Consider the following 21,970-nt stretch of genomic DNA (forward strand, 5'->3'; position numbering starts at 1 on the left):
CTTTATGATCGCAGCATGGAGCTGCGCCAGCTGCGTTACTTGATCGCGATCGCGGACGAGGGCAACCTCGGCCGCGCCGCCGCCACCCTCTACGTGAGCCAGCCGGCGCTGTCCTACGCATTGCGAAGGCTGGAGACCGAACTCGGCCTGCGCCTCTTCGACCGGCACCCCGGCGGCGTCACCCCCACCCCCGCCGGACGCGACGTGATCGCCGAGGCCCGCCGCACCGTCCGGCAGGCCGCCCGCGTCACCGCCGTCGCCGACCGGCACCGGCGCGGGCGGACCGGCGTCCTGCGCGTCGGCTTCGAGGCCAGCGGCGCCGGGGAGCTCACCACCCGGTCCCGCGCCGAGTTCGCCCGCGCCCACCCCGACGTCCGCGTCGAGCCCAAGCGCTTCGACTGGGGCGGCGAGACCGCCGCCCTCCGCGCCGGCGACGTGGACGTCGCCTTCGTGTGGCTGCCCGCCGACCTGACGGGCCTGCATTCGGAGCTCGTCCACACCGAGCCCCGCGTCGTGGGCCTCCCCACGACCCACCCGCTCGCCTCCGCGGCGAGCGTCTCCATCATGGACGTCAACGACGAGCCCCTCATGTGGACCAGGCGCGCCCCCCGCGCCTGGGTGGACTGGTGGGCGGTCAACCCCCGCCCCGACGGATCCGAACCACGCTGGGGACCCACCAACGACAACGTCGAGGAAATGCTCGAACAGGTCGCCGAGGGCACGGCCATCTGCTTCGCGCCGTCCAGCATGGGGCTGTACTACACGCGCCCCGGCCTCACCTGGGTGCCCCTCACGGACGTGGAGCCGCTACGCGTCGCGCTCGCCTGGGACGACGACGGCCCGCTCGTCCAGGCGTTCGCCACGATCGTCCGAGAACTCTCTCAGACGGTCTGACGCGGCGCCTCCACGGCCGCGCTCAGCGCCCGCAGCGCCTGGTAGACGCGGACCTTCACCACGTCCACCGGCACCCCCAGCGAGGCGGCGGCCTCATTGACCGACCGGTCCCTGAAGACCGTCTCGGTGAGGATCTCGCGGTGCGCCGACGGCAGCGCCTGGAAGGCCCGGGCCACCACCGCGGGGCGCATCCGCTCCCCCGGCGAACCGGGGGCGAACGAACCGGTGTCTTTGCCCATTCGCAGTGCCACGCCAAGAACCTCCCATCCCCACCCCCTCAAGCCGCCCTCCTTATGCCCGCGTTAAGGAAGGAATGAGGAGGACTTATCCGCGCCTCCTCCACCCCGGCCCCGCCGACTCACCGGTAAGGCCGCTCACCTGCAAGAACAAGCAAGAGAAGCCAGAGCATCACTCCGGCACCGTCGATCACGGCCGCCTTAACCCGACCTGCATCGGCTCCCAAGACCGACCGCCCTCCCGCTCAGCAGGGAGGAGGGATTCCCATGGCCATGGAAAACGCGTGACCACGATGACCACGGCGATAAATGGCCAGGTCATCGCCACCGCTGCCCCGCTGACTGCGGATGGCACGTCACCGCATGCCCCTCGCCCTCTGTCCGCAAGCGCTGCGCGCCCGCGTCGAGCACATGAAGCGGTGGAACATCCTGCACAGCTGCCGCCGCTACACGACGGCGTCCACCAGGCACAGAGGATGCGTGAGTGGTCAATCGAGATCGATATCAAAGTCTGCTCGGACGTCGACGGTCATGTTGACGGGGTCGAAGGCGAGCGTCACATCACCTGAGATCGATCCGTAATGATGGGCCTTGTAATAATAGTAGGTCACCACTTCACACGGCCCTGACGGTCGCGCCTTCAGCGGTTTGCGACTGCCGTGGGTCCTGCGCTCGCTGATGGGAAGATAGGCGGCCTTCTCGTTCTCGGCGGTGACCCGAAACGGGTGCCCGTGGTGGGTGAGCGTCCACTCCGTCACTTCGGCGTAGCCCCAACCGGGCCCCTGTGATTCGAGGCTCGTGCGGAACTCGGCCATGACGACGCTCTTGTCGGTGAGGACTGCGAACGGGAACTGTCCCTGCCTCACTTCGCGGCCGCTGCGGGAACCCGTGCCTTCACCTGCATCGTTTTCGATCACGTGTGGAACCTAGGGAAGCCCTCCACGTGAGTCTGTGCTCCATGACTCATACCCGATGCAGAGGATTTGTCGAGGTCGGGCACAGGAAGTCCCGCACGGACGGGTCGGCACCCGCGGGCAGCGGCAGCTCCGCGTGCCGTACGCGTGCCAGCGCCCGAGCAGCGGCTTCCGGATCACCCCCTGTCCACCGATGGCCTGGAGGCCGCTGCGCCGGCCTTCCGGTTTCAGGGGGTTTGGTGGAGGGGGGTTTTGGCGGTGAGGAGGGCCAGGGCGGCGGCGCCGTAGAGGCCGGCGTCGCGGTCCAGGGTGGTGGTGGAGACGCGCAGGTCGCGGAGGTGGGGCATGCCCGCGCGGTCCGCGATCGCCTTGTGGAGGGGGGCGAGGAGGAGGTCGCCGGCGGCGGCCACGCCGCCGCCGATGACGACGTCGCGGACGTCGAGGACGGCGGCGGTGTTGAGGATGGCGGTGGCGAGGGCGCCGGCGGCGCGGTGGAAGGCGGCCAGCGGGATGGAGGCGCCGGCGCGGGCGGCGGCGGCCAGGGCCTTGGCGTCCGGGCGGCCGGGTGCGTGCGTCCAGCCCTGGGCCAGGGCCCAGCGGACCATGCTCGGGCCGCCCGCGATCGTCTCCAGGCAGCCGCGGGCGCCGCAGACGCAGCGCTCACCGTCGTGGTCGACGACGACGTGGCCGATGTGGCCGGCGTTGCCGGTGCGGCCGGTCCAGGGGCGGCCGTCGATGATGAGGCCGCCGCCGACGCCGGTCGACACCACGATGCCGAGGAGGGACGAGCCGCCGTGGCCGCCGCGCCACCATTCGCCGAGCGCCATGCACTGGGCGTCGCCCGCGAGGGAGACCGGGACGCCGGGGACGAGGCGCTGGACGGCGGCGACGAGCGGGTACCCGCGCCAGCGGGGGATGTTGATCGGGCTGACGGTGCCGGCCGCCGTGTCGATCGGGCCGGCCGAGCCGATCCCGACGGCGGTCAGGCCGGGGCCGGCGAAGTCGGCGACGAGGCCGCGCAGGGTCGCGGTCGGCGACTGCCCGACCGGGTGCTCGGCGCGGTCGAGGAGGGTTCCGGCGGCGTCGACGCGGGCGATGGCGAACTTCGTGCCGCCGATGTCGAGGGCGAGGACGGTCATGAACCGATTCCCGGGAGCGCGCGGTAGAGCGTGCCCTCGCCGGTGAGGCGGGTCGCGGGGGCGTTCGCGGGGATGAAGGCGGCGTCGCCCCGGGTGAGGGTCAAGGTCTGGTCCGTCGTGAGCCGGGCTTCGCCTTCGAGGCAGAGCAGCGTCTGCGGAAGGCCGGTCGGGAGGAGGTCGGGGACGGGGGTGAGGTCGTGGCGGACGAGGGTGAACTCCTCCGCGGACGCGCGGTAGCGGCCGGCGGCGGGTTCGACGCGGTCGGGGGCCGAGGGGGCGAACTCGACCACGCGCATCAGCTCGGGGACGTCGATGTGCTTCCCGGTGAGACCGCAGCGCAGGACGTTGTCGGAGTTCGCCATGATCTCGACGGCGAGGCCGCCGAGGTAGGCGTGGGGCACTCCGGCGTCCAGGAAGAGGGCCTCGCCCGGCTTCAGCTCGACGTGGTTGAGCAGGAGCGCGGCGAGGACGCCGCGGTCGCCCGGGTAGGCGCGGGCGATGGCGGCGTGGACGCCGGTCAGGGCCGGTTCGGTGGCGGCGAGGGCGGGGCGGGCGGACTCGTCCAGCATCTGCCCGAGGACGGTCCGCAGCGCCGTCGCGGGCGGCTCGGTGCGCAGGATCGTGATCCACAGGCGCAGCTCGGGGACGGCCAGGCCGTTGAGGAGGTCGGCGGTCTCGGCGGGGTCGCGGAAGCCGCAGAGGCCGTGGAAGTCGGTGAGGGCGCAGACCATCTCCGGCTTGTGGAAGCGGTCCTTGTAGGTGCGGGCCGGATCGTCGACGGGGATGCCGCGTGCCTCTTCGCGGGCGAACCCGGCCTCGGCCTGGGCCATGGTCGGGTGCACCTGGAGTGAGAGCGGTTTCTCGATGGCCAGCACCTTGAGCAGGTACGGGAGGGTGGGCCCGAAGCGGTCCACGCAGGCGGCGCCGAGCATGCCGAGCGGGTCGCGTTCGATGAGCGTGTCGAGGGGCGTCCCGCCGGCGGACGACGGGGCGGCGGGGTGCGCTCCGGCCCAGAGTTCGGCCTGCGGGCGCCCGGTCGGCTCGACGCCGAGCAGGGCGGGCAACGCGGTCCGCGATCCCCAGTCATAGGGCCGGATCGCGGTGGTCAGCGGCAAGGGCACCAACCTGCGCGATCTCCTTACCTTGGGCGCCATTACGGGAAGCCGGCGCTCGTGAGGGATAGCGTACAAGTCTCAGGCGCGTACCCGGACCGCGTAGGCGGTCAGGCGGGCCGTGAGGGGCAGGGGCCCCGCGGCGTGCCAGTCCGCGCGGCGGGCCCGCCCGGCGTAGCAGGGGACGCCGTCGCCGATCATGCCCTCGATGCCCGGGAGGCCGAGGGACGCGCCCGCGAAGTCGTACAGCGGGACGAGCCGCGGCACGATCACGCCGTGGTCGAGGGCGCGCGGCAGCGGTCCCTCGGCGGCGACCAGGTCCCGGGCCGACAGCCCGTCCAGCGGGTACCGCTCGGGGAACGCGCGGCGCAGGTCGAGGAAGAACCCGACGGAGCCGCCGCGCGGGTCGCCGAGCAGCGTGCCGAGCGGCGCGAACGCGCCGAGGGCCAGCCGGGGCCGCGCCACCAGCGCGTGCGCGTACAGGACGCGGACGAGCGCCACGTTCATCATGAAGCGCTCGGCGGGCAGTTCGGCGAGGGCGAGCGGTTCGCCGTCCAGGTATCCGGTGACGACGCTGGCGTTGTGGGCGCGGTACCAGGCCGCCGGGGACGGGACGCGGAGGAACTCGCCCCAGAGGAGCACGCTCCGCGACGACGGCTCGCCGGGGCGGCCCGCGTCGAGCAGCGCGGCCTCGGCCTTGTCGCGCAGCAGCCGGTCGTTGACGGCGCGCCACCAGGGGCTTCCCGGTGGGGCGCCGCCGGGCGGGTTCAGCACGCCGCGGGCGATCGCCCAGCGCAGGAAGCTCAGTTCGGCGCGGCCGTAGCGGGCCCGGTCGCCGGCGTAGAACTCGGCGGCGAGCCGGAGCCGCCCGGTGGCGCCGGCGGCCTCCCGGACCCGCTCGTCCGCCGTCGCGGCCGCGTCGAACATGCCGATCTCCCCTCGCGGTTCCCCTACTTCTTGCACGGTGACCGTCACGGTTCGGGTTCGGCAACGCTCTTGGTGAACCTGGGAGGCCTCGTCGGCGAACTCATGATCGGGGCCCGGTACCGGATCGGCCGAGCCCTTAGAATGGACGCCCAGGGGGTGTGACGTGGGGAAGCACAACAAACCGGCGACGCGGTCGTGCCCCGGCTGCAACGGGACCGGCACCAGCACCGCCACCCGCGAACGGTGCAACGTCTGCCGCGGGACCGGCCGGATCTGACGTCAGGGGTGCCGCGCGGGCTGCCGGGCCGCCTCCGCGGGCACCGGCCCGCCGCGGCGCGACCGGCCGAGCGCGACCAGGAGCGCGGCGGCGCAGGACGCCCAGGCCAGGACGGCGTAGCCGCCCGCCGACAGCACGACGGTGGACAGCAGGCTCGCGGCGGCGGCGATCATCCAGACGGCGGCGTCGACGGCTCCCTCGGCGTGCGGGCGCTGCTCTTCGGGCAGGTCGCGGGCGAGAAGGCCGCTGCCGCCGACGAAGCAGAGGTTCCACCCGTAGCCGAGCGCGAAGAGCGCGAGGGCGCGTCCGGACGGGCCGGTCAGCACGGCGGCGGCCGCCGTCGACAGCGCCAGCGTGAGGAGCCCTCCGAGGATGACCGGGCGGGCGCCGTGGCGGTCGAACAGGCGGCCGGTCACGGGTGACAGGGCGAACATGCCCAGGGTGTGCGCGGACAGCGTCATGCCGACCGTGCCGAGGCCGTCGCCGTGCATGTGCATCTCCAGCGGCGCGGCGGTCATGACGGCGACCATCACGACCTGCGCCGTCACCATCACCACGAGCGCGGAGCGCGCGGCCGGCGTGCGGGCGAGTTCCCGCACCGACGGCGTGGCCCGCGTGGTCGCCGCGCCGCGCGGGCCGGCCGTCGCGGCGAACGCGGCGCCCGCGCAGGTGAGGAGGGCCAGCAGGTACGGGCCGGTGAACGCCGGGAGGCCCGCTCCGGCGGCGGCCGTGCCGGACGGGTCGAGCAGCAGCGGCCCGCCGACCGCGCCGGCCGCCGCGCACCAGACGACGAGCCCGATGGCGAAGCCGCGGCGCCCGGCCGGGTGCAGGTCGGCCGCGGCGTACCGCGACAGCTGCGCGCCCGCGTTGCCGAGGCCCAGCAGGAGCATCCCGAGGCAGAGGCCGATGACGTCGCCGGACGCGACCGCGGCGGCGGCCAGGCAGGCGCCCGCCGCGGCGGCCGCGTAGCCGAGGACGAAGGAGCGGCGGCGGCCCGTGCGGCGTGCCAGCCGGGTCAGCGCCAGCGCGCCGAGACCGGTCCCGACGATGCCGGCGGTGGCCGGGACGCCGCCCCAGCCGGCGCCGAGCCGGTCCGCGGCGACCAGGGTGCCGGTCGCGCTCGCCACCGCCATGGACGCGTTCATGAGGGCGGTGCCGGAACACAGCGCCGCCATGGGACGAGATCGAGTATTCATGCTTTAACGCTAGAAAGACTGATCAGCCCGAGGAATGGGAGCTTCCTGGTATTCATCCGCCACGACCTTTAGGTTGAAAGGCATTTCGGCGAGAGGACTTTCGGCATGGACAGAGAGCCTGATCAGACGGACTGGCGCATCCTCGCCGAGTTGCAGCGGGACGGGCGGCTGTCCTTCAACAGGCTGGCGGGCCTGGTCAACCTGTCGGCGCCGGCGGTCGCCGAGCGGGTGCGCCGCCTGGAGGAGGCCGGTGTGATCACCGGCTACCAGGCGCGGGTCGACCCGGCGCGGGTCGGGCAGCCGCTGACGGCGTTCGTCCAGATGCGCTGCGCCCACGGCCGCTGCCTGCTGAAGACCTCCGCCGCCGAGGACCTGCCCGAGGTCACCGAGGTGCACAAGCTGAGCGGGAACTGGTGCTCCATGCTGAGGGTGCGGGTCGCCTCGATGCCGCACCTGGAAGGGCTGCTGGAGCGGCTCGGCGAGCACGGCGAGATGAACTCGCATATCGTGCTCTCGACCGCCTACGAGGGACGGCCCGTGGAGCCGCCGTCCCCCGGGGCCCGGACGGTCACCGCCTCCGAGGGCTGGACGCGCCGGGCAGCGCCGGCCCGGCCGGCGAGGGAGCGCGGACCTGCGGGAGGTGATTGAATCGGGCGCTATGTGGCACTCGTCACTACGTTCCACACCGTGGCGGCAGTGGTATCAGCCCGGGGTGCCCGGAAAGATCGACATTCCGGACGTCCCGGTCACCCGGCTGCTCGACGACGCCGCGGAGCGGTACCCGCGCCGGCCCGCGCTGATCTTCTTCGGGCGGCGGATGACCTACCGCGACCTGCGCGAGGCCGCCGACCGGTTCGCCGCCGGCCTGCACCGGCTCGGCGTGCAGCCCGGCGACCGGGTGGCGCTGATCCTGCCGAACTGCCCGCAGCAGGTCATCGCGTTCTGGGGCGTGCTGCGGCGGGGCGCGGTCGCCGTCCAGCACAACCCGCTGTACACCGAGGAGGAGATGCTCCGGCAGCTCGCGGACTGCGGCGCGCGCGTCGCGGTCGTCCTGGATCGTTCCTACGCGACGGTGCGCGCGGTCCGTTCGCGGCTCCGCCTCGACCACATCGTGGTGACGTCGCTGGTCGACCACCTTCCGCTGTCCAGGCGGATGGCCCTGCGGCTGCCGCTGGTGCAGGCGCAGAAGCGCCGGGCCGCCATCACCGCGGACGTGCCCCGCGATCCCGGCGTCGTCCCGTTCAAGGATCTGCAGCGGGCGCCCCGGCAGCCTGTGCGGCAGTTCCCGCTCGACCCGGCGCGGCATCTGGCCGCCATTCAATACACCGGCGGGACCGAGGGGCGTCCCAAGGGCGCGATGCTGACGCACCGGAACCTGGTGGCGAACGCCTGCCAGCAGCACGCGTGGGACCTCGACGGGCGTCCCGGCGAGGACGTGACGCTGGCGGTCCTGCCGCTGTTCCACTCGTTCGGCCTGACGAGCTGCCTGGTGGCCCCGGTGATGACGGCCGGGGCGGTGGTGCTGCTCCCGCGCTACGACGGCGACCGCGTGGTGCGGGCGATCCGCAGGTACCGGCCGACCATCTTCCCCGGGGTGCCGACGCTGTACGAGCAGGTCCTCGACAGCCCGCGCTTCCGCCCGGACGACCTGCGGTCGCTGCGCATCTACATCTCCGGTGCGATGGCCCTCACGCAGGGGACGATCGACCGGCTCGACAAGGTCGGCGCCCGGGGCCTGATCAACTGCTACGGGCTCACGGAGGCGTCCCCCGCCGTCACGGCCAACCCGCTCGGGGGCGGCGCCCGGAACCTGACGGTCGGGCTGCCGCTGCCCATGACCGACGCCGTGATCGTCGACCAGGACGAGCCGACGAAGGTGCTGCCGCCGGGCGAGACCGGAGAGGTCGTCGTGCGCGGGCCGCAGGTGTTCGCCGGGTACTGGAACGCGCCCCTCGCCACCGCGCAGGCGCTGTCGAAGGGCTGGCTCCGCACCGGTGACATCGGCGTGATGGACGAGAAGGGCTTCATCACCATCCTGGAACGCCAGCGGGACATGATCAAGGTCAGCGGGTTCACCGTGTTCCCGTCCGAGGTGGAGAAGGTGCTGCGCCGCCACCCCGCGGTCCACGACTGCGCGGTGGTCGGCGTCCCGGACGCCCGGCGGGGCGAGCGCGTCATCGCCCACGTGGTCGAGCATCCCGCCTACCCCTTCTCGGCGGACGAGCTGCGGCGGCACTGCAAGCGCTACCTCTCGCACTACAAGGTGCCCTCCGAGTTCCTCCCGCGGACGGACCTGCCGAGGAACATGCTGGGCAAGGTCGTCCGCCAGCGGCTGCGGGACGAGTTCGTCGCCTCGCCGACGCGGCGGATGCGCTCGGCGCAGAGTGGTTGACTGAGCGGGTGCACACCGAGACCGTCCAGTCCGAGCTGTTCGCACGGCTCGCCGGCATCGGCCGCGAGAAGGCCGGCGAAGCCGGTCCCCCGCAGACCCTGTACGACCGGCACGGCGTCCTCGTGGTGCGTGTCGGGGACGTCGTCGTGAAGGCGCACCAGGCCGACCGGGAGTACGGGGACCCGTTCCTGGCCCGGCTCCGGCTGGCCGGGACGCTGCCGGACCTGCTGGTCGGCCCCCTCGGCCCGCCGCTCACCGTGGACGGCCGGATGGTGACGCTCTCGACGTTCGGTGACCCCGTGGACCCGTCCCAGGTTCTCCCCTGGGAGGAGGGTGCACGCCTCCTGGCGGCCCTCCACGCGATGCCCGTTCCGGCGGACGCGCCTCCCTGGGGACGCCCGATCCGTGTAGCGCGACTGGTCTCGGGCCTTGACGACGGCTCCCCCGAGGACGAAGTGCGGCGCGCGTTCGCCACGCTTCCCACCTGGATACGCGGTGACAGCCACGAACCCACGACCAGGACCCATTGCCTTATCCACGGGGATTGGCATCTCGGGCAAATGGTCCGCATACCCGGCGGCCATTGGCGGCTCATCGACGTCGAAGACCTCGGCAGGGGCGACCCGGCCTGGGACCTCGCCCGACCTGCGGCGCTCTACTCCGCCGGCGTCCTGCCTCCAGACGACTGGGACCGCTTTCTCGGCGCGTACAGGGACGCCGGCGGCCCGGCCGTCCCGGCGCAGGGCGACCCGTGGAACGTCCTGGACGTCCCCGCCCGAAGTCTTGCGATCCAGATCGCCGCCACGTGCGTCATATCCGCGAGGAGGGAAGATCGACCACTTGACGGGCCCGAGCAGGCGATGGTCGACGCCTGCGCGAGAATATCCGCGGCCGGGGACGCGGCATGACGTGGCGCGGAACCTGCCCTACCTTTAGCCTCTACCTGGGGATCCATACCGGAAGGACGACAAGGCGATGCACTGCCCTAAGTGTCGTGGCGTGATGCGGACCTACACCCGCAGCGGCGTCCACATCGAGCAATGTGACAGCTGCCGGGGCATCTTCCTCGACTACGGCGAGCTTGAGGCCCTGAGCCAGATGGAGTCGCAGTACAGGGCGGCGCCTCCGCCCGCCGCGGCGCCGGGATGGGGTGCCCCCGCGGCCTCGGTCCACCACCATCACCACGGCGGACACCACCGCCCTCATCACGGCGGCGTGTTCCACATGCTCTTCACGACCTGACCGGCCGTCGCGGGCCCGCCCCCCGACGGGAGGCGGGCCGCGGCGGAGAGCCGGTCACAGGCGCGGGTCGACCGGCTCCGACTCCAGTGCCAGGACGGCGAAGACGGCCTGGTGCACGCGCCACAGCGGCTCCGCGCCGGCGAGGCGCGCGAGGGCCTCGATGCCGAGCGCGTGCTCGCGCATCGCCAGGGACCGCTTGCGGCCGAGCGAGCGGCGCCGCAGCCGGTCGAGGTTCTCCAGCTCCAGGTAGTCGGGGCCGTAGATGATCCGCAGGTACTCCGGCCCGCGGCACTTGACGCCCGGCTGGATCCTCGTGCCCTCCGGAACCGGGCCCAGCGGCTTGACGACCATCCCCTCGCCGCCCGCGGCGGTGAGCTTCTCCCACCATTCGACCGCGGCGGCCTCCGCCTCCGGCGCGGTCAGGTCGACCTCCAGCGACCGCGTCCGCCGGACGAACCCGCTCGGGTCGCCCTCCGCCAGCCGGCCGGCGGCGGCCATGTGCCAGTCGTGGTCGCGCGAGTCCGCCCAGGAGCGCCCTTCTCCGGCGAGGATCTGGAACGGCGCGAACTGGATGCCGGTCAGCCCGTCCACCGTCCAGCAGTACCGCGCGTAGGCGTCCCGGAACAGGGACGCGTTGGCGGCGCGCCGGCCGATGCGCTCCTCGAGCCCGCCGAGGTCGAGACCGCGCGCCCCCGCCCGCGCGAGGACGCCGGACGCGACCGGCAGCGCGGCGCGGGCCGCCGCGCCGGTCGCGGCGTACTGCGTGCGGATGAGGTCCATGGCCTTCGCCGACCAGGGCAGCAGCTCGCCGTCGATGACGAGCCATCCGGTGTCCAGCTCGTCCCACAGCCCGGCGGCGCCGATCGCGGCGCGGAGCCGGTCGAGGACCTCGTCCGTCCGGGACGGGTCGCGGAAGAAGGAGCGCCCGGTCCGGGTGTAGAGGGCACCGGTCGTCCCGTCGGTCACGCCGAAGCGCTCCGCGGCGACCGAGGCGTCACGGCAGACCACCGCCACGGCGCGCGAGCCCATGTGCTTCTCCTCGCACACCACCCGCTGGAGGCCCTTCCCCCGGTAGGCGGCGAGGGCCTCCGCCGGGTGCTCCAGGCAGCCCGGAAGGGACGACGTCTCGGCCGGGGCCATCGTGGGCGGCAGGTAGACGAGCCAGCGCGGGTCCACGGCGAACCGGCTCATCACCTCCAGCGCGGCCAGCGCGTTCTCCTCCCGGACGGTGACCCGGCCCATCAGGCGGGTCTCGACGCCGTTGTTCCCGAGGACGTCCCCGATGTTGAGGACGTCGTTCTCCCGGTGCCCGCCCGCGCTCGTCCCCGCCGCCCGCGAGGCCTCCAGCGGCCGTGCGGGCTCGTACCAGACCTGGTGGGCGGGAATCGACACCAGCTCGCGCTCCGGATAGCGCAGCGCGGTCAGCTTTCCGCCGAAGACGGCACCGGTGTCCAGGCAGATGGTGTTGTTGACCCATTCCGCCTCGGGGACGGGGGTGTGCCCGTAGACCACCATGGCCTTGCCCCGGTAGTCGCGCGCCCACGGGTAGCGCACCGGCAGGCCGTATTCGTCGGTCTCCCCCGTGGTGTCCCCGTAGAGCGCGAACGAGCGGACCCGGCCGGACGCGCGGCCGTGGTAGTCCTCTTTCAGCCCGGCGTGGGCCACGACCAGGCGGCCCCCGTCCAGGACGTAGTGGCTGATGAGGCCGTCCATGAAACGCAGCGCGCCATCGCGGAAGTCGTCGTCCTCCGCGCCGAGCTGCTCCATGGATTCGGCGAGCCCGTGCGACAGGCGCACCTTCCGGCCGCGGAGGGCCCGGATCAGTTTCGCCTCGTGGTTGCCCGAGACGCACAGTGCGTCGCCGGCGGCCACCATGCCCATCACCAGGCGCAGGACGCCCGGCGTGTCGGGCCCGCGGTCGACGAGGTCGCCGACGAAGACGGCGGTCCGCCCGCCGGGGTGGCTCGCCCCCACGGCGCGTCCCCCCGCGTCGTGCCGGAGCTCGTAGCCGAGGTCGCGCAGAAGGTCCTCGAGCTCCGCGCGGCAGCCGTGCACGTCGCCGACGATGTCGAACGGGCCGGTCAGCTCCCGCTTGTCGGTCCACGCCTTCTCGTAGACGATGGTCGCCGCGTCGATCTCCTCGGCGCCGGTCAGGACGTAGGAGCGGCGGAACTCGCGCCCCAGCGACCGCAGGCCGCGCCGCAGCTCCCGCCGCTGGCGCGGCAGCACGTGCGGTGCCAGGTCGCGTTCCGGCCGGGCCGCGTTCCGCTCGGCCGCGAGGCTCTCGGGGACGTCCAGCACGATCGCGACCGACAGCACGTCGTGCTCCTTGGCGATCCGCAGCAGCGACTCCCGCGCCTTGCTCTGCACGTTGGTCGCGTCCACCACGGTCAGCAGGCCGCGCCGCAGCCGCTTGGCCACGATGTAGTGCAGCAGGTCGAACGCGTCGCCGGTGGCCGACTGGTCGTTCTCGTCGTCGGACACGACCCCGCGGCAGAAGTCCGACGACACGACCTGCGTGGGCCGGAAGTGCGTGCGCGCGAAGTGCGACTTGCCCGACCCGGACACGCCGACCAGCAGGACGAGGCCCATCTCCGGAATCCGGATCTCGGTCATCGGGTGAACACCCCCATCTGGGTCGGCGCGCCCACCTCGGGGTCCTCGGCGCCGACCGGCACGTGGCGGACGCGGTAGCCGTGGTCGGCGGCGACCCGGTCGGCCCACGCGCGGAACTCGGCCCGCGTCCATTCGAAGCGGTGGTCGGGGTGGCGCATCGCCCCCGGCGCCAGCCCCTCGTAGCGGACGTTGTGCTCGGCGTTCGGCGTCGTCACGACCACCACGCGGGGCGCGGCGTGGCCGAACACGACACGCTCGACCGCGCCCAGGCGGGGCGGGTCGACGTGCTCGACGACCTCCATCAGCACGGCGCCCTCGTAGCCGCGGAACCGCTCGTCGGCGTAGGTCAGGGCGCCCTGGAAGACGTCGTGGACGCGGCCGCTCTCCCGGCGCGGCTCCTGGTCCCAGCGGAGCCGCCGCCACGCGTGGCTCAGCGCACGGTGGGAGACGTCCGTACCGGAGACCTCGCTGAAGAAGTCGTCCTTGGCCAGCCGCGCGAGCAGCTTCCCGGAGCCGCAGCCGAGGTCGATGACGCGCCGCGCGTCCTCCTCGCGCAGCGCCCGCACGACCGACTCGAGACGCTGTTCGGCCAGCGGGACGGACTTCTCCTCCGACGGTGCCCGCTCCTGGTCCTCCTCGGTGGCGGGCGCCTCCTCCTCGACCTCCGCGGGGTCGAGCGCCTCGTCCGGCGCGTCCTCCGCATCGGCGAGGCGTCCCAGCGCGGACCGGACGAGGCCGCGCCGGTTGGCCAGGTACCTGCGGGTGATGGCTCCGCGGTCGGGGTGCGTGGCCAGCCAGCCCTCCCCCGCCCGGATGAGCTTGTCGACCTCGTCCGGCGCCATCCAGTAGTGCTTGGAGTCGTCCAGGACGGGCAGCAGCACGTACAGCTGGTTGAGGGCGTCGGCCAGCCGCAGCGTCCCGGACAGCGTGAGGGTCACGTACCGGGAGTCGCCCCACTCGGAGAACTCCGGGTCGAGCGGGACGGGCACGGCGGACACGTCCCAGCCGAGTGGTGCGAAGAAGCGCTCCGCCTGCCCCGGACCGCCTCTGCATGGGAGCGCTGGAAGGACGACTTCGAGCGGGATCGCCGTTTCCGCGAGTTCGGGGCGCAGGTCGCATCGTCCGCGCATGGCGGTGCGGAAGACGTTCGCCATGGCGGACGCCAGCAGGGACGACGCCGCATATGGACGGTCGTTCACGTACTGACCGAGAGAGAAGTCGGGGGTGTTCCTGCCGCGCGTGCGCACGAGCTTGACCGGGTCGACATCGAGCAGGAGCGCCGCGGTGCAGAGCCGCTCGTCGGCGTCCGGGTAGAAGACGTGCGCCGTCCCGAAGGACTGCTCGAACCGCTGCACGCGGTCCGGATGCTTATGCAGGAGGAAACCCAGGTCGGTCGCCTGGTCCATCGTCGTCGTGATCGTCAAAAGCACGCCCCAAGTGTGGCGGACCGTCCCGGACGCCCACATTCTTTTTCGCCGCGCCGGGCTCGGGAGCCGCGCTCAGGGAACGGAGGGCCCCTTCACGAACCGGCCCTTGCGGTCGTACGGCCAGCCGTTGATCCGGCAGCCCTTCAGCCCGAAGATCTGCTGCTGCATGACGGGCGCGGGGAGGCCCCGCCCGGCGCAGGTCATGTGCCCGTACCCGAGCCGGTGGCCGACCTCGTGGTTGATGGTCAGCGCGTGGTAGTGCTCGGGCTGCCCGCGGTAGTAGGTGGTGAGCAGCAGCCAGCGCTTCAGGTTGACGACGACCTGCTTGCCCGCGCTGCAGTTCACCTTGCCCTCGGTCGTCATCCCGTAGGCGCCGCAGATCCGGTCGACGGTGCCGGGCGAGGCCAGCTTGACCACGAAGTCGTACGGTCCGGAGCTGACGCGCTTGAACGACCACCGGCCGCCGGCCGTCCATCCCCGGGGGTCGGCCAGGATGTCGTCGACGCTCCGCGCGAACGCGGCGGGGTCCTGCCGGAGGCCGCCCTCGACCTCGACCATGTAGCGCATGAGCTTGCCGCGCCCGTGCACCTTGCCGGTCGAGGTCGGGCGGGCGAACTTCCCGGACCCCTTGGCGGGGACGTACGGGGGACGCGCGGGCTTGACGAGGGGCGGGTCGGACGGCTCCGTCTCCACCCTGGCATGGTTCTCCTCGCCGCCCGTGCCGCCGCCGCTCCCGGCGGAGGTGACACCGGGCACGTCCGAGCCCGGCCGCAGGTACCAGGCGAGCGCGCCGCCGGCCGTGATCACCAGCACGAGCGCCAGCATGCCGGCGATCGTGCCGCGAACCCGTCCCCGTCGCGCCCGCTCGAACTCCGCGTCCAGGTCTCCGGGCGTCCCCCTGCCGGACCGTCTGGTACGCGTTCGTGTGGGGTGCATCGCGAGCCAGGATGCCAGAAATGATCACAAAAGGGTTTGCGACCGGGTTTTCCGAGCCAGCAGAATCCTAGGCGACATGAGCAGACATCCCCGCCGCAGGACCGCGCAGGAGACCGTGGCCATCCTCGAACGCGGCGACTACACGGCCCCCTCCGGCCGCACCGTCTCGATCGCCGGAGGCCTCGCCCGCGCCGTCCACGACACCGTCCTGTACCGGCCGGACGAGCTGGACACCCTCCTGAAGAACCTCCCCGCGGGCGGAGGCGGCACCGGGACCCTCATCGAGGTGACCGACGAGACCACGCTCGCCGCCGCACGCCGGCTGCGCGGGGAGGGGGCGGTTCCGTTCGCCCTGAACTTCGCCTCCGCGAAGAACCCCGGCGGCGGGTTCCTCAACGGGGCGCACGCCCAGGAGGAGGGGCTGGCGCGCTCGTCCGGCCTGTACGAGTCGCTGCGCTCGGCCAGGGAGTACTACGACTTCCACCGCGCCCAGGGTGATCTGCTCTACAGCGACCACATGATCTACTCACCGGGCGTGCCGGTGTTCAGGGACGATGCCGGGCGCCTGCTGGAGGAGCCGTACGAGATCGCGTTCCTGACGTCCGCGGCTCCGAACCGCGGAGCGATCCGGGACGCCGCCCAGGCCGAGCGGATCCCGGCGGTTCTGCGGCTGCGCGCCCGGAAGGTCCTCGCCGTGGCGCTCGCCAACGGGCACGGCCGCATCGTCCTCGGCGCCTGGGGCTGCGGCGTCTTCCGCAACGACCCGGCGGAGGTCGCCGAGGTGTTCGCCGAGGCGCTGCGTCCCGGCGGCGAGTTCGCCGGACGGTTCGAGCACGTCGTCTTCGCCGTCTGGGACACCGCCGCGGGCTCCCCCAGGCACACCGCCTTCCAGCGCGTCTTCGGTCAGGACGGGCGCGGCTCCTCGACGTAGGACGCGATCCCCCGGACGAGCAGGTCGAGGCCGAACTCGAACCGCCCGTCGCCGTTCTCGTCCAGCAGCTCGTCCACCATGCCGCCGATCGTGGGGTAGCGGTCCGGCGGCAGCGCGGAGAAGTAGTCGCGGATCTGCCGGAAGTACTCCTGGAAGTGCTCCCACGCGTCCTGCCCGGCGGGCGTCTTCGCGACGTAGGCGGTCTCCTCGATGGCCTCGGCGTCGAGGAACCTGCCGAGGGTGTCGACGGCGATGCCGGCGACCCGCTTCGGGACGCCGCCGGCCCGCATGAGGGCGAGCTGCGCCTCGGCGACGTCCAGCAGGTGAGGGCCGGTGGGGATCAGCCCCATCGAGACCATCGCGATGTCGCGGTGCGAGATGTAGACGCGGCGGATGTCGCGGGCCAGGTCCTTCAGCTGCTCCTGCCAGCGCGCCGGATCGGGGACGGGGAGCGGGACCTCGGCGGCGATCCGGTCGAGCATCAGCTCGCGCAGTTCCTCCTTGCCCGACACGTGCGCGTACAGGGACGCCGGGCCGGTCCCGAGCTCCTGCGCGACGCGGCGCATGGTCACCGCCTCCAGCCCTTCGGCGTCCAGGACGCGGATCGCCGTCTCGACGACGGCCTCCTGCGTCAGGGGCTGCTTCGGCGGCGCGGCCTTGCGGGCCTTGCGTCCGGGCGGCGTCGGCATGTCCGGGTGCGCGGTGCCCACGGCGGGACCTCCCAATCTCGCGATACATCTTGACTCTGGCGAATCGCGATATATCTTCTCTACTTGAGAGAGAAGTTCGAGTCGAACCCGAACATCGTACTTGACACGAACACTGTTCCTATCTAGAAACAGTGTTCGTTAAACGAATGATGTTCCCTCCGGAGATGACGATGACCGAGACGATGACGCCCCTCAAACACGGCACCGGGGAGGCCGGCTACCGCTGGCGCTGGGTCGCCCTGTTCGTGATCCTCGCCGGCGAGATCATGGACATGCTGGACGCGCTGATCACCAACATCGCGGCCCCCACGATCCGCGCCGAGCTGGGCGGATCCGCCGCCACGATCCAGTGGCTCGCCGCCGGCTACACCCTCGCCATGGCGGTCGGCCTCATCACCGGCGGACGCCTCGGCGACCTCTACGGGCGCAGGCGGATGTTCCTCGTCGGCGCCGCCGGCTTCACCCTCGGATCGCTGCTGTGCGGCATCGCCGTCTCCCCGGGGATGCTGATCGGCGCCCGCGCCCTGCAGGGCCTGTTCGGCGCGCTGATGCTCCCGCAGGGCATCGGGATGATCAAGCAGATGTTCTCGGCGAAGGAGATGGGCGCCGCGTTCGGCCTGTTCGGGCCGGTGATGGGCCTGTCGTCGGTCGGCGGCCCGGTGCTGGCCGGCTGGCTGATCGACGCCGACCTGTTCGGCACCGGCTGGCGGATGATCTTCCTGATCAACCTGCCGCTCGGCGCCGCCGCCGTGCTGGCCGGGCTGCGGTTCCTGCCCGCCGGGCGCGCCGAGCACGCCTCCCGCCTCGACCTCACCGGCGCGGCCCTGGCGTCCCTCGGCGCCGGCCTGCTGATCTACCCGCTCGTCCAGGGCCGCGAGCACGACTGGCCCGCCTGGACGTTCGCCATGATGGCCGCGTCCCTGCTCGTCTGGGGCGTGTTCGCCCGGTACGAGTCCCGCAAGCAGCGCGCCGGAGGCGACCCGCTCATCGTCCCGAGCCTGTTCCGCAAGCGCGGCTTCACCGGCGGGCTCGTCGTCGGCATGGTGTTCTTCTCCGGCGTCGCGGGCCTCGGCCTGGTGCTGTCGCTGTTCTTCCAGATGGGCCTCGGGTTCTCCCCGCTGAAGACGGGGCTCGCGCAGATCCCCTGGTCGGCCGGCATCGTCATCGGGTTCGGCGTCGCCCAGGCCGTGCGGCGGTTCGGCCGCACGGTGATCCACGCCGGGGCGCTCACCATGGCCGCCGGCATCGCCGGGTTCTCCACCACCCTCCAGTACGCCGGGATCGACGTCACCGCGTGGCAGCTCGTCCCCGCGCTGACCGTGACCGGGCTCGGCATGGGCCTGCTGATGGCGCCGTTCTTCGACACCGTCCTCGCGGGCGTCGAGCCCGAGGAGACCGGCTCGGCGGGCGGCACGCTCACCGCCGTCCAGCAGCTCGGGGCCGCGCTCGGCGCCGCCGTCCTCGGCACGATCTTCTTCGGCCTGCTGGGCGGGCACGTCGCCGCCGCGGCCGACGACGGCGCCGCCGGGCTGCGCGGGCGGCTCGCCGCCGCGTCCGTCCCCGCGGCGCAGCGGGACCGGATCGTGGACGGCCTGCGCGACTGCGGCCACGACCGCGCCACCGCCAAGGACGCCGCCGCCGTCCCCGCGTCCTGCCACCGGCTCCAGGACGACGTCCGGGCCGCCGTCGGCGCCGCGCCGCAGTCGGCTCCGGCCGTGCAGAAGGCGGTCGCGGACGCCGCCGGGCACTCGGCCAAGACCGGGTTCGGCGACGCCATGAAGATCACGCTGTGGGTCGAGGTCGGGCTCCTCGGCCTCACCTTCCTGGCGACGTTCCTGCTGCCGATGCACCCCCGCCCGGAAGAAGAGCCGGTCTGAAGGAGACCGTCCGACACAAGACGAGGCCCGCGGTGGAGGGACTCCCCCCACCGCGGGCCCGCGCCCTGTTCAGACCTTGCTCAGCACCTCCGCCGCCAGCAGCTCCAGGTGGTCAAGATCGTGCATGTCGAGAACCTGCAGGTAGACGCGCTCGGCGCCCAGCTCGCCGAACTGGCCGATCTTGTCGACCAGCTCCCCCGGCGTGCCCGCCAGGCCGTTGCCGCGCAGCTCCGACACCTCCCGGCCGATGGCGTCGGCGCGGCGCTTCAGCTCGGCCTCGTCCCGTCCGCAGCAGACGACCTGGGCGGCCGAGTAGACCAGCGGCCTCGTCCGGCCCGCCTCGGCGCACGCCGCGCGGACCCGGTCGAACGCCCCGGCGGTGTCCTTCACCTGGTGGAACGGGACGTTGTACTCGTCCGCGTAGCGGGCCGCCAGCCGCGGCGTCCGCTTCGCGCCGAACCCGCCGATGATGATCGGCGGACCGCCCGCCTGCGCCGGCTTCGGCAGCGCGGGCGAGTCGGACAGCGCGTAGTGCCTCCCGCTGAACGAGTACGTCTCCCCGGACGGCGTCCCCCACAGCCCGGTGACGATCTCGACCTGCTCCTCCAGCCGCTCGAACCGCTCCGCCAGGCTCGGGAACGGGATGCCGTACGCGGTGTGCTCGTCCTCGAACCAGCCCGTGCCGAGCCCGAGGTCGACGCGCCCGCCGCTCATCTGGTCGACCTGCGCGACCGAGATCGCCAGCGGCCCCGGGTAGCGGAACGTCCCGGCCGTCACCAGCGTGCCGAGCCTGATCCGGCTGGTCTCCCGGGCCAGCGCGCCCAGCGTGATCCAGGAGTCGGTCGGGCCCGGCTCGCCCGTCACGTCGCCCATCTTGACGAAGTGGTCGGAGCGGAAGAACGCGTCGAAGCCGAGGTCCTCCGTCGCCTTGGCCACGGCCAGCTGAGTCTCGTAGCTCGCCCCCTGCTGGGGCTCAGTGAAGATCCGAAGTCGCATGACCCCATCCTCGTACGGACCCGGCGCCGCCCGCGCGGCGGGTCAGGGCGTCCCGGCGATCCGCGCCCTGTCCGGAGGCGTCTTCGCATGCCCCTGCCCGGACGGCCTCGCATGCCCCTGCCCGGACGGCTTGTTCTTGGCGGGCTTCGCGTGCCCGTGCCCGGCGGCCTTCGCGACCCGCACCGCCGGGAAGCCCCCGGCGTCGACGGCCGAGCCCCACATCACCGTCCCGCGCAGGGCGATCCTCTGCCCGGACCTCGCGCGCTCGGAGACCTTCGCCTTGAACTCGCCGTCGGCCCACCGGCCCTGCTTCAGGGTGCCCAGGTTGCAGACGACCGTCCGCCCGGTGGCCTTGCAGCGCCCCCCGGACACGAACACCAGCGACCGCGGCAGCGTCACCAGGAACACCGCTCTGGCCGACTTCTGCGCCCCCTTGGCGAGCACCTCGAACGACCACTCGTAGGTGCGCCCGGGAACCACCGCCCTCTCAGGGCCGTCAGTGTGGAGCACCACCCTGCCGTGAGCCTGGTGCTTCGACGCATTGGCCTTGTGCTTGGCCGCCTGGCCACCGTGATGCGAGTGCTTCTTGTGCTTCTTGCCGTGGCCCTTGTGCTTGCCAGCGTGCTTCCCGCCGTGCTTCTTGCCGTGTTCGTGGCAGTGCTTATTGGACGAGTGCTTCTTCGACTTGTGCTTCTTCGACTTGTGCTTCTTCGACTTGTGCTTGCCGTGCGCCTTCTGCCGCGGAGGCGGCTTCGAAGCGGCGTCCTGGCCCCCCTCGTGCACCGCCGGGACGGGAACGTCGGCATGCGCTCCCGGCGCCGCCGCCACACCTCCCAGCAGCGGAGCGGCGGCCAGCAGGACCAGGCCGCGCCCCTTCAGTGTCCGGATCACTTTGCCCCCCGTGACCTGCGAGAATTCGACGGATACGTCCATCCGGCGAGCACCGGGCCGTCCACCCGGCACCGCATTGACGTGCCGTCACGCACGGTAACATAACTGTCACCGATGGTCCTCATCCCGCCTGAACCTCCCCAATCTCCTGCGCCACAGGCGTCCCGGGTTGTTGAATCGACGTTGACCCCTACCCCTGACTCTGGAGCTGACATGGCTGTCTTCGGCGTCGACTACGCGTGGGGCCGCCCCGGCGCGGCCGCGCTGAAACGCGCCGGGGCGAAGTTCGCGTGCCGCTACCTGTCCCACGACACGACCGGCAAGAACCTGACGCGCGCGGAGGCCGACGAGCTGTCCGCGGCGGGCATCTGGCTGGTCGTCGTCTGGGAGACGACCGCGCAGCGCCCCCTGGCCGGACGATCCGCCGGCGTCGCCGACGCCCGGGACGCCGCCGCGCAGGCCGAGGCGTGCGGCATGCCGGACGACCGGCCCATCTACTTCGCCGCCGACTGGGACGCCTCCGCCGGGCAGCAGGACGAGATCAACGCCTACCTCGACGGCGCGGCGAGCGTGATCGGCCGCGACCGGGTCGGGCTCTACGGCGGCTACGGCCCGGTCGACCGCGCCTTCGACGCGAAGAAGATCACCTTCGGCTGGCAGACGTACGCCTGGTCCGGCGGCAGGTGGGACGCGCGGGCCCAGCTGCAGCAGTACTCCAACGACCACACCATCAACGGCGTCGGCGTCGACTACGACCGCGCCGTGAAGAGCGACTACGGGCAGTGGCGCGTCGGCGTCTCGCCCGAGGGAGACGACATGCCCGACTACGTGTCCGTCGGAACCGGCGGCAAGGAGCAACAGCTCGCTCCCGGGACGTGGACGAACGTCACCTGGAGCAAGGAGTACTCCGACAGCCACCACCAGCACAACGACCCGGGCGGGCCGAGCCTGCTGACCGGGTCGGCCCGGTACAGCCTGTCCGTGGGCACCACCGTCCGCGGCGTCCCCGCGGGCACGCTCATCCAGGCCCGGGTGGTCGAGGTGGAGATCGAGGACACCGGCAAGTTCCAGGCCGGCCCCGTCCAGGACTTCGTCTCCGCCGGCGACAGCACCAACCTGGTCTACAACCTCGCCGCCGACACCGTCGAGGCGGGGAAGCGGGTGCGGTTCCAGCTGCTGCACCGCGGTTCCGCGGCCGCCACCCTCACCCAGGGCAGCGCCAAGGTCTTCTTCTGGCGCTAGCCGCCCGGAGGCGGC

The 21,970-nt window shown here is 72.6% G+C and carries 20 protein-coding genes; 8 read left to right on the forward strand and 12 right to left on the reverse strand.

Annotation, left to right across the window (positions count from 1 at the left end; all coding sequences use genetic code 11):
* Nucleotides 1-15: 15 nt before the first annotated feature.
* A complete protein-coding gene (locus K8Z49_RS13470) occupies nucleotides 16-894 on the forward strand; it encodes a LysR family transcriptional regulator (RefSeq protein WP_075020247.1) in 879 nt (292 codons plus the stop codon).
* Here the strand turns inward: K8Z49_RS13470 and K8Z49_RS13475 are convergent.
* From K8Z49_RS13475 to K8Z49_RS13500, 6 genes are all read right to left on the reverse strand, one after another.
* Complete coding sequence (locus tag K8Z49_RS13475; RefSeq protein ID WP_235206397.1) at nucleotides 882-1,145, reverse strand: sigma factor-like helix-turn-helix DNA-binding protein; 264 nt, start codon at nucleotides 1,143-1,145, stop codon at nucleotides 882-884. The genes K8Z49_RS13470 and K8Z49_RS13475 overlap by 13 nt on opposite strands.
* A gap of 473 nt (nucleotides 1,146-1,618) precedes the next feature.
* Entirely contained in the window at nucleotides 1,619-2,047 is a 429-nt protein-coding gene (locus K8Z49_RS13480) for a hypothetical protein (RefSeq protein WP_143118300.1), read from the reverse strand.
* A 224-nt stretch (nucleotides 2,048-2,271) separates the two neighbouring features.
* Nucleotides 2,272-3,183: an ROK family protein gene (locus tag K8Z49_RS13485; protein WP_021595731.1), complete on the reverse strand. Its 912-nt coding sequence runs from the start codon at nucleotides 3,181-3,183 to the stop codon at nucleotides 2,272-2,274.
* Nucleotides 3,180-4,304, reverse strand: coding sequence for a mannose-6-phosphate isomerase, class I (gene manA, locus K8Z49_RS13490; protein ID WP_412519029.1), 1,125 nt, complete (start codon nucleotides 4,302-4,304; stop codon nucleotides 3,180-3,182). The genes K8Z49_RS13485 and manA overlap by 4 nt, the downstream gene beginning before the upstream one ends.
* A gap of 72 nt (nucleotides 4,305-4,376) precedes the next feature.
* Nucleotides 4,377-5,222, reverse strand: coding sequence for a hypothetical protein (locus tag K8Z49_RS13495; protein WP_412519031.1), 846 nt, complete (start codon nucleotides 5,220-5,222; stop codon nucleotides 4,377-4,379).
* A gap of 279 nt (nucleotides 5,223-5,501) precedes the next feature.
* Nucleotides 5,502-6,695 (reverse strand): MFS transporter, encoded by a 1,194-nt coding sequence (locus K8Z49_RS13500; protein ID WP_024935052.1) that lies wholly within the window; start codon nucleotides 6,693-6,695, stop codon nucleotides 5,502-5,504.
* Between the two features lie 105 nt (nucleotides 6,696-6,800).
* On the opposite strand from K8Z49_RS13500, the gene K8Z49_RS13505 reads away from it, so the two are divergent.
* The 4 genes from K8Z49_RS13505 to K8Z49_RS13520 all read left to right on the forward strand — a co-directional run bounded on the left by K8Z49_RS13505 (nucleotide 6,801) and on the right by K8Z49_RS13520 (nucleotide 10,329).
* Nucleotides 6,801-7,343: an Lrp/AsnC family transcriptional regulator gene (locus K8Z49_RS13505; RefSeq protein WP_111829801.1), complete on the forward strand. Its 543-nt coding sequence runs from the start codon at nucleotides 6,801-6,803 to the stop codon at nucleotides 7,341-7,343.
* A 64-nt stretch (nucleotides 7,344-7,407) separates the two neighbouring features.
* Nucleotides 7,408-9,087: an AMP-binding protein gene (locus K8Z49_RS13510; protein ID WP_021597891.1), complete on the forward strand. Its 1,680-nt coding sequence runs from the start codon at nucleotides 7,408-7,410 to the stop codon at nucleotides 9,085-9,087.
* An 8-nt stretch (nucleotides 9,088-9,095) separates the two neighbouring features.
* Nucleotides 9,096-9,995 carry a phosphotransferase family protein gene (locus K8Z49_RS13515; protein ID WP_412519033.1) on the forward strand — a complete coding sequence of 300 codons (900 nt, stop codon included), beginning with the start codon at nucleotides 9,096-9,098 and terminating at the stop codon, nucleotides 9,993-9,995.
* Nucleotides 9,996-10,062: 67 nt separating this feature from the next.
* Nucleotides 10,063-10,329, forward strand: coding sequence for a zf-TFIIB domain-containing protein (locus K8Z49_RS13520; protein WP_024935050.1), 267 nt, complete (start codon nucleotides 10,063-10,065; stop codon nucleotides 10,327-10,329).
* Between the two features lie 54 nt (nucleotides 10,330-10,383).
* On the opposite strand, the gene K8Z49_RS13525 is transcribed toward K8Z49_RS13520, so the two are convergent.
* The 3 genes from K8Z49_RS13525 to K8Z49_RS13535 all read right to left on the reverse strand — a co-directional run bounded on the left by K8Z49_RS13525 (nucleotide 10,384) and on the right by K8Z49_RS13535 (nucleotide 15,308).
* On the reverse strand, nucleotides 10,384-12,945 hold the full coding sequence (locus tag K8Z49_RS13525; RefSeq protein WP_412519035.1) for a polynucleotide kinase-phosphatase: 2,562 nt from the start codon (nucleotides 12,943-12,945) through the stop codon (nucleotides 10,384-10,386).
* Complete coding sequence (locus K8Z49_RS13530) at nucleotides 12,942-14,375, reverse strand: 3' terminal RNA ribose 2'-O-methyltransferase Hen1 (RefSeq protein ID WP_075020228.1); 1,434 nt, start codon at nucleotides 14,373-14,375, stop codon at nucleotides 12,942-12,944. The genes K8Z49_RS13525 and K8Z49_RS13530 overlap by 4 nt, the downstream gene beginning before the upstream one ends.
* A 69-nt stretch (nucleotides 14,376-14,444) precedes the next feature.
* Nucleotides 14,445-15,308 carry a DUF3152 domain-containing protein gene (locus K8Z49_RS13535; protein WP_412519038.1) on the reverse strand — a complete coding sequence of 288 codons (864 nt, stop codon included), beginning with the start codon at nucleotides 15,306-15,308 and terminating at the stop codon, nucleotides 14,445-14,447.
* Nucleotides 15,309-15,384: 76 nt separating this feature from the next.
* Between K8Z49_RS13535 and K8Z49_RS13540 the strand changes: the two genes are divergently transcribed.
* Complete coding sequence (locus K8Z49_RS13540; protein ID WP_024935048.1) at nucleotides 15,385-16,239, forward strand: TIGR02452 family protein; 855 nt, start codon at nucleotides 15,385-15,387, stop codon at nucleotides 16,237-16,239.
* Here K8Z49_RS13540 and K8Z49_RS13545 read toward each other — a convergent pair.
* Nucleotides 16,212-16,949 (reverse strand): TetR/AcrR family transcriptional regulator C-terminal domain-containing protein, encoded by a 738-nt coding sequence (locus K8Z49_RS13545; protein ID WP_021597884.1) that lies wholly within the window; start codon nucleotides 16,947-16,949, stop codon nucleotides 16,212-16,214. The genes K8Z49_RS13540 and K8Z49_RS13545 overlap by 28 nt on opposite strands.
* A gap of 170 nt (nucleotides 16,950-17,119) precedes the next feature.
* Between K8Z49_RS13545 and K8Z49_RS13550 the strand changes: the two genes are divergently transcribed.
* Nucleotides 17,120-18,826 (forward strand): MFS transporter, encoded by a 1,707-nt coding sequence (locus tag K8Z49_RS13550; RefSeq protein WP_412519040.1) that lies wholly within the window; start codon nucleotides 17,120-17,122, stop codon nucleotides 18,824-18,826.
* Nucleotides 18,827-18,895: 69 nt separating this feature from the next.
* Here the strand turns inward: K8Z49_RS13550 and K8Z49_RS13555 are convergent, their stop codons facing one another.
* Nucleotides 18,896-19,822, reverse strand: a complete 927-nt coding sequence (locus K8Z49_RS13555) for an LLM class F420-dependent oxidoreductase (RefSeq protein WP_021593560.1) — start codon at nucleotides 19,820-19,822, stop codon at nucleotides 18,896-18,898.
* 42 nt (nucleotides 19,823-19,864) lie between these two features.
* A complete protein-coding gene (locus tag K8Z49_RS13560; protein ID WP_412519042.1) occupies nucleotides 19,865-20,713 on the reverse strand; it encodes a hypothetical protein in 849 nt (282 codons plus the stop codon).
* A gap of 213 nt (nucleotides 20,714-20,926) precedes the next feature.
* Between K8Z49_RS13560 and K8Z49_RS13565 the strand changes: the two genes are divergently transcribed.
* Complete coding sequence (locus K8Z49_RS13565; protein WP_021593562.1) at nucleotides 20,927-21,955, forward strand: glycoside hydrolase domain-containing protein; 1,029 nt, start codon at nucleotides 20,927-20,929, stop codon at nucleotides 21,953-21,955.
* Nucleotides 21,956-21,970: the final 15 nt, after the last annotated feature.

Source organism: Actinomadura madurae (assembly GCF_047130825.1).
In the GTDB taxonomy this organism is placed as follows: domain Bacteria; phylum Actinomycetota; class Actinomycetes; order Streptosporangiales; family Streptosporangiaceae; genus Spirillospora; species Spirillospora madurae.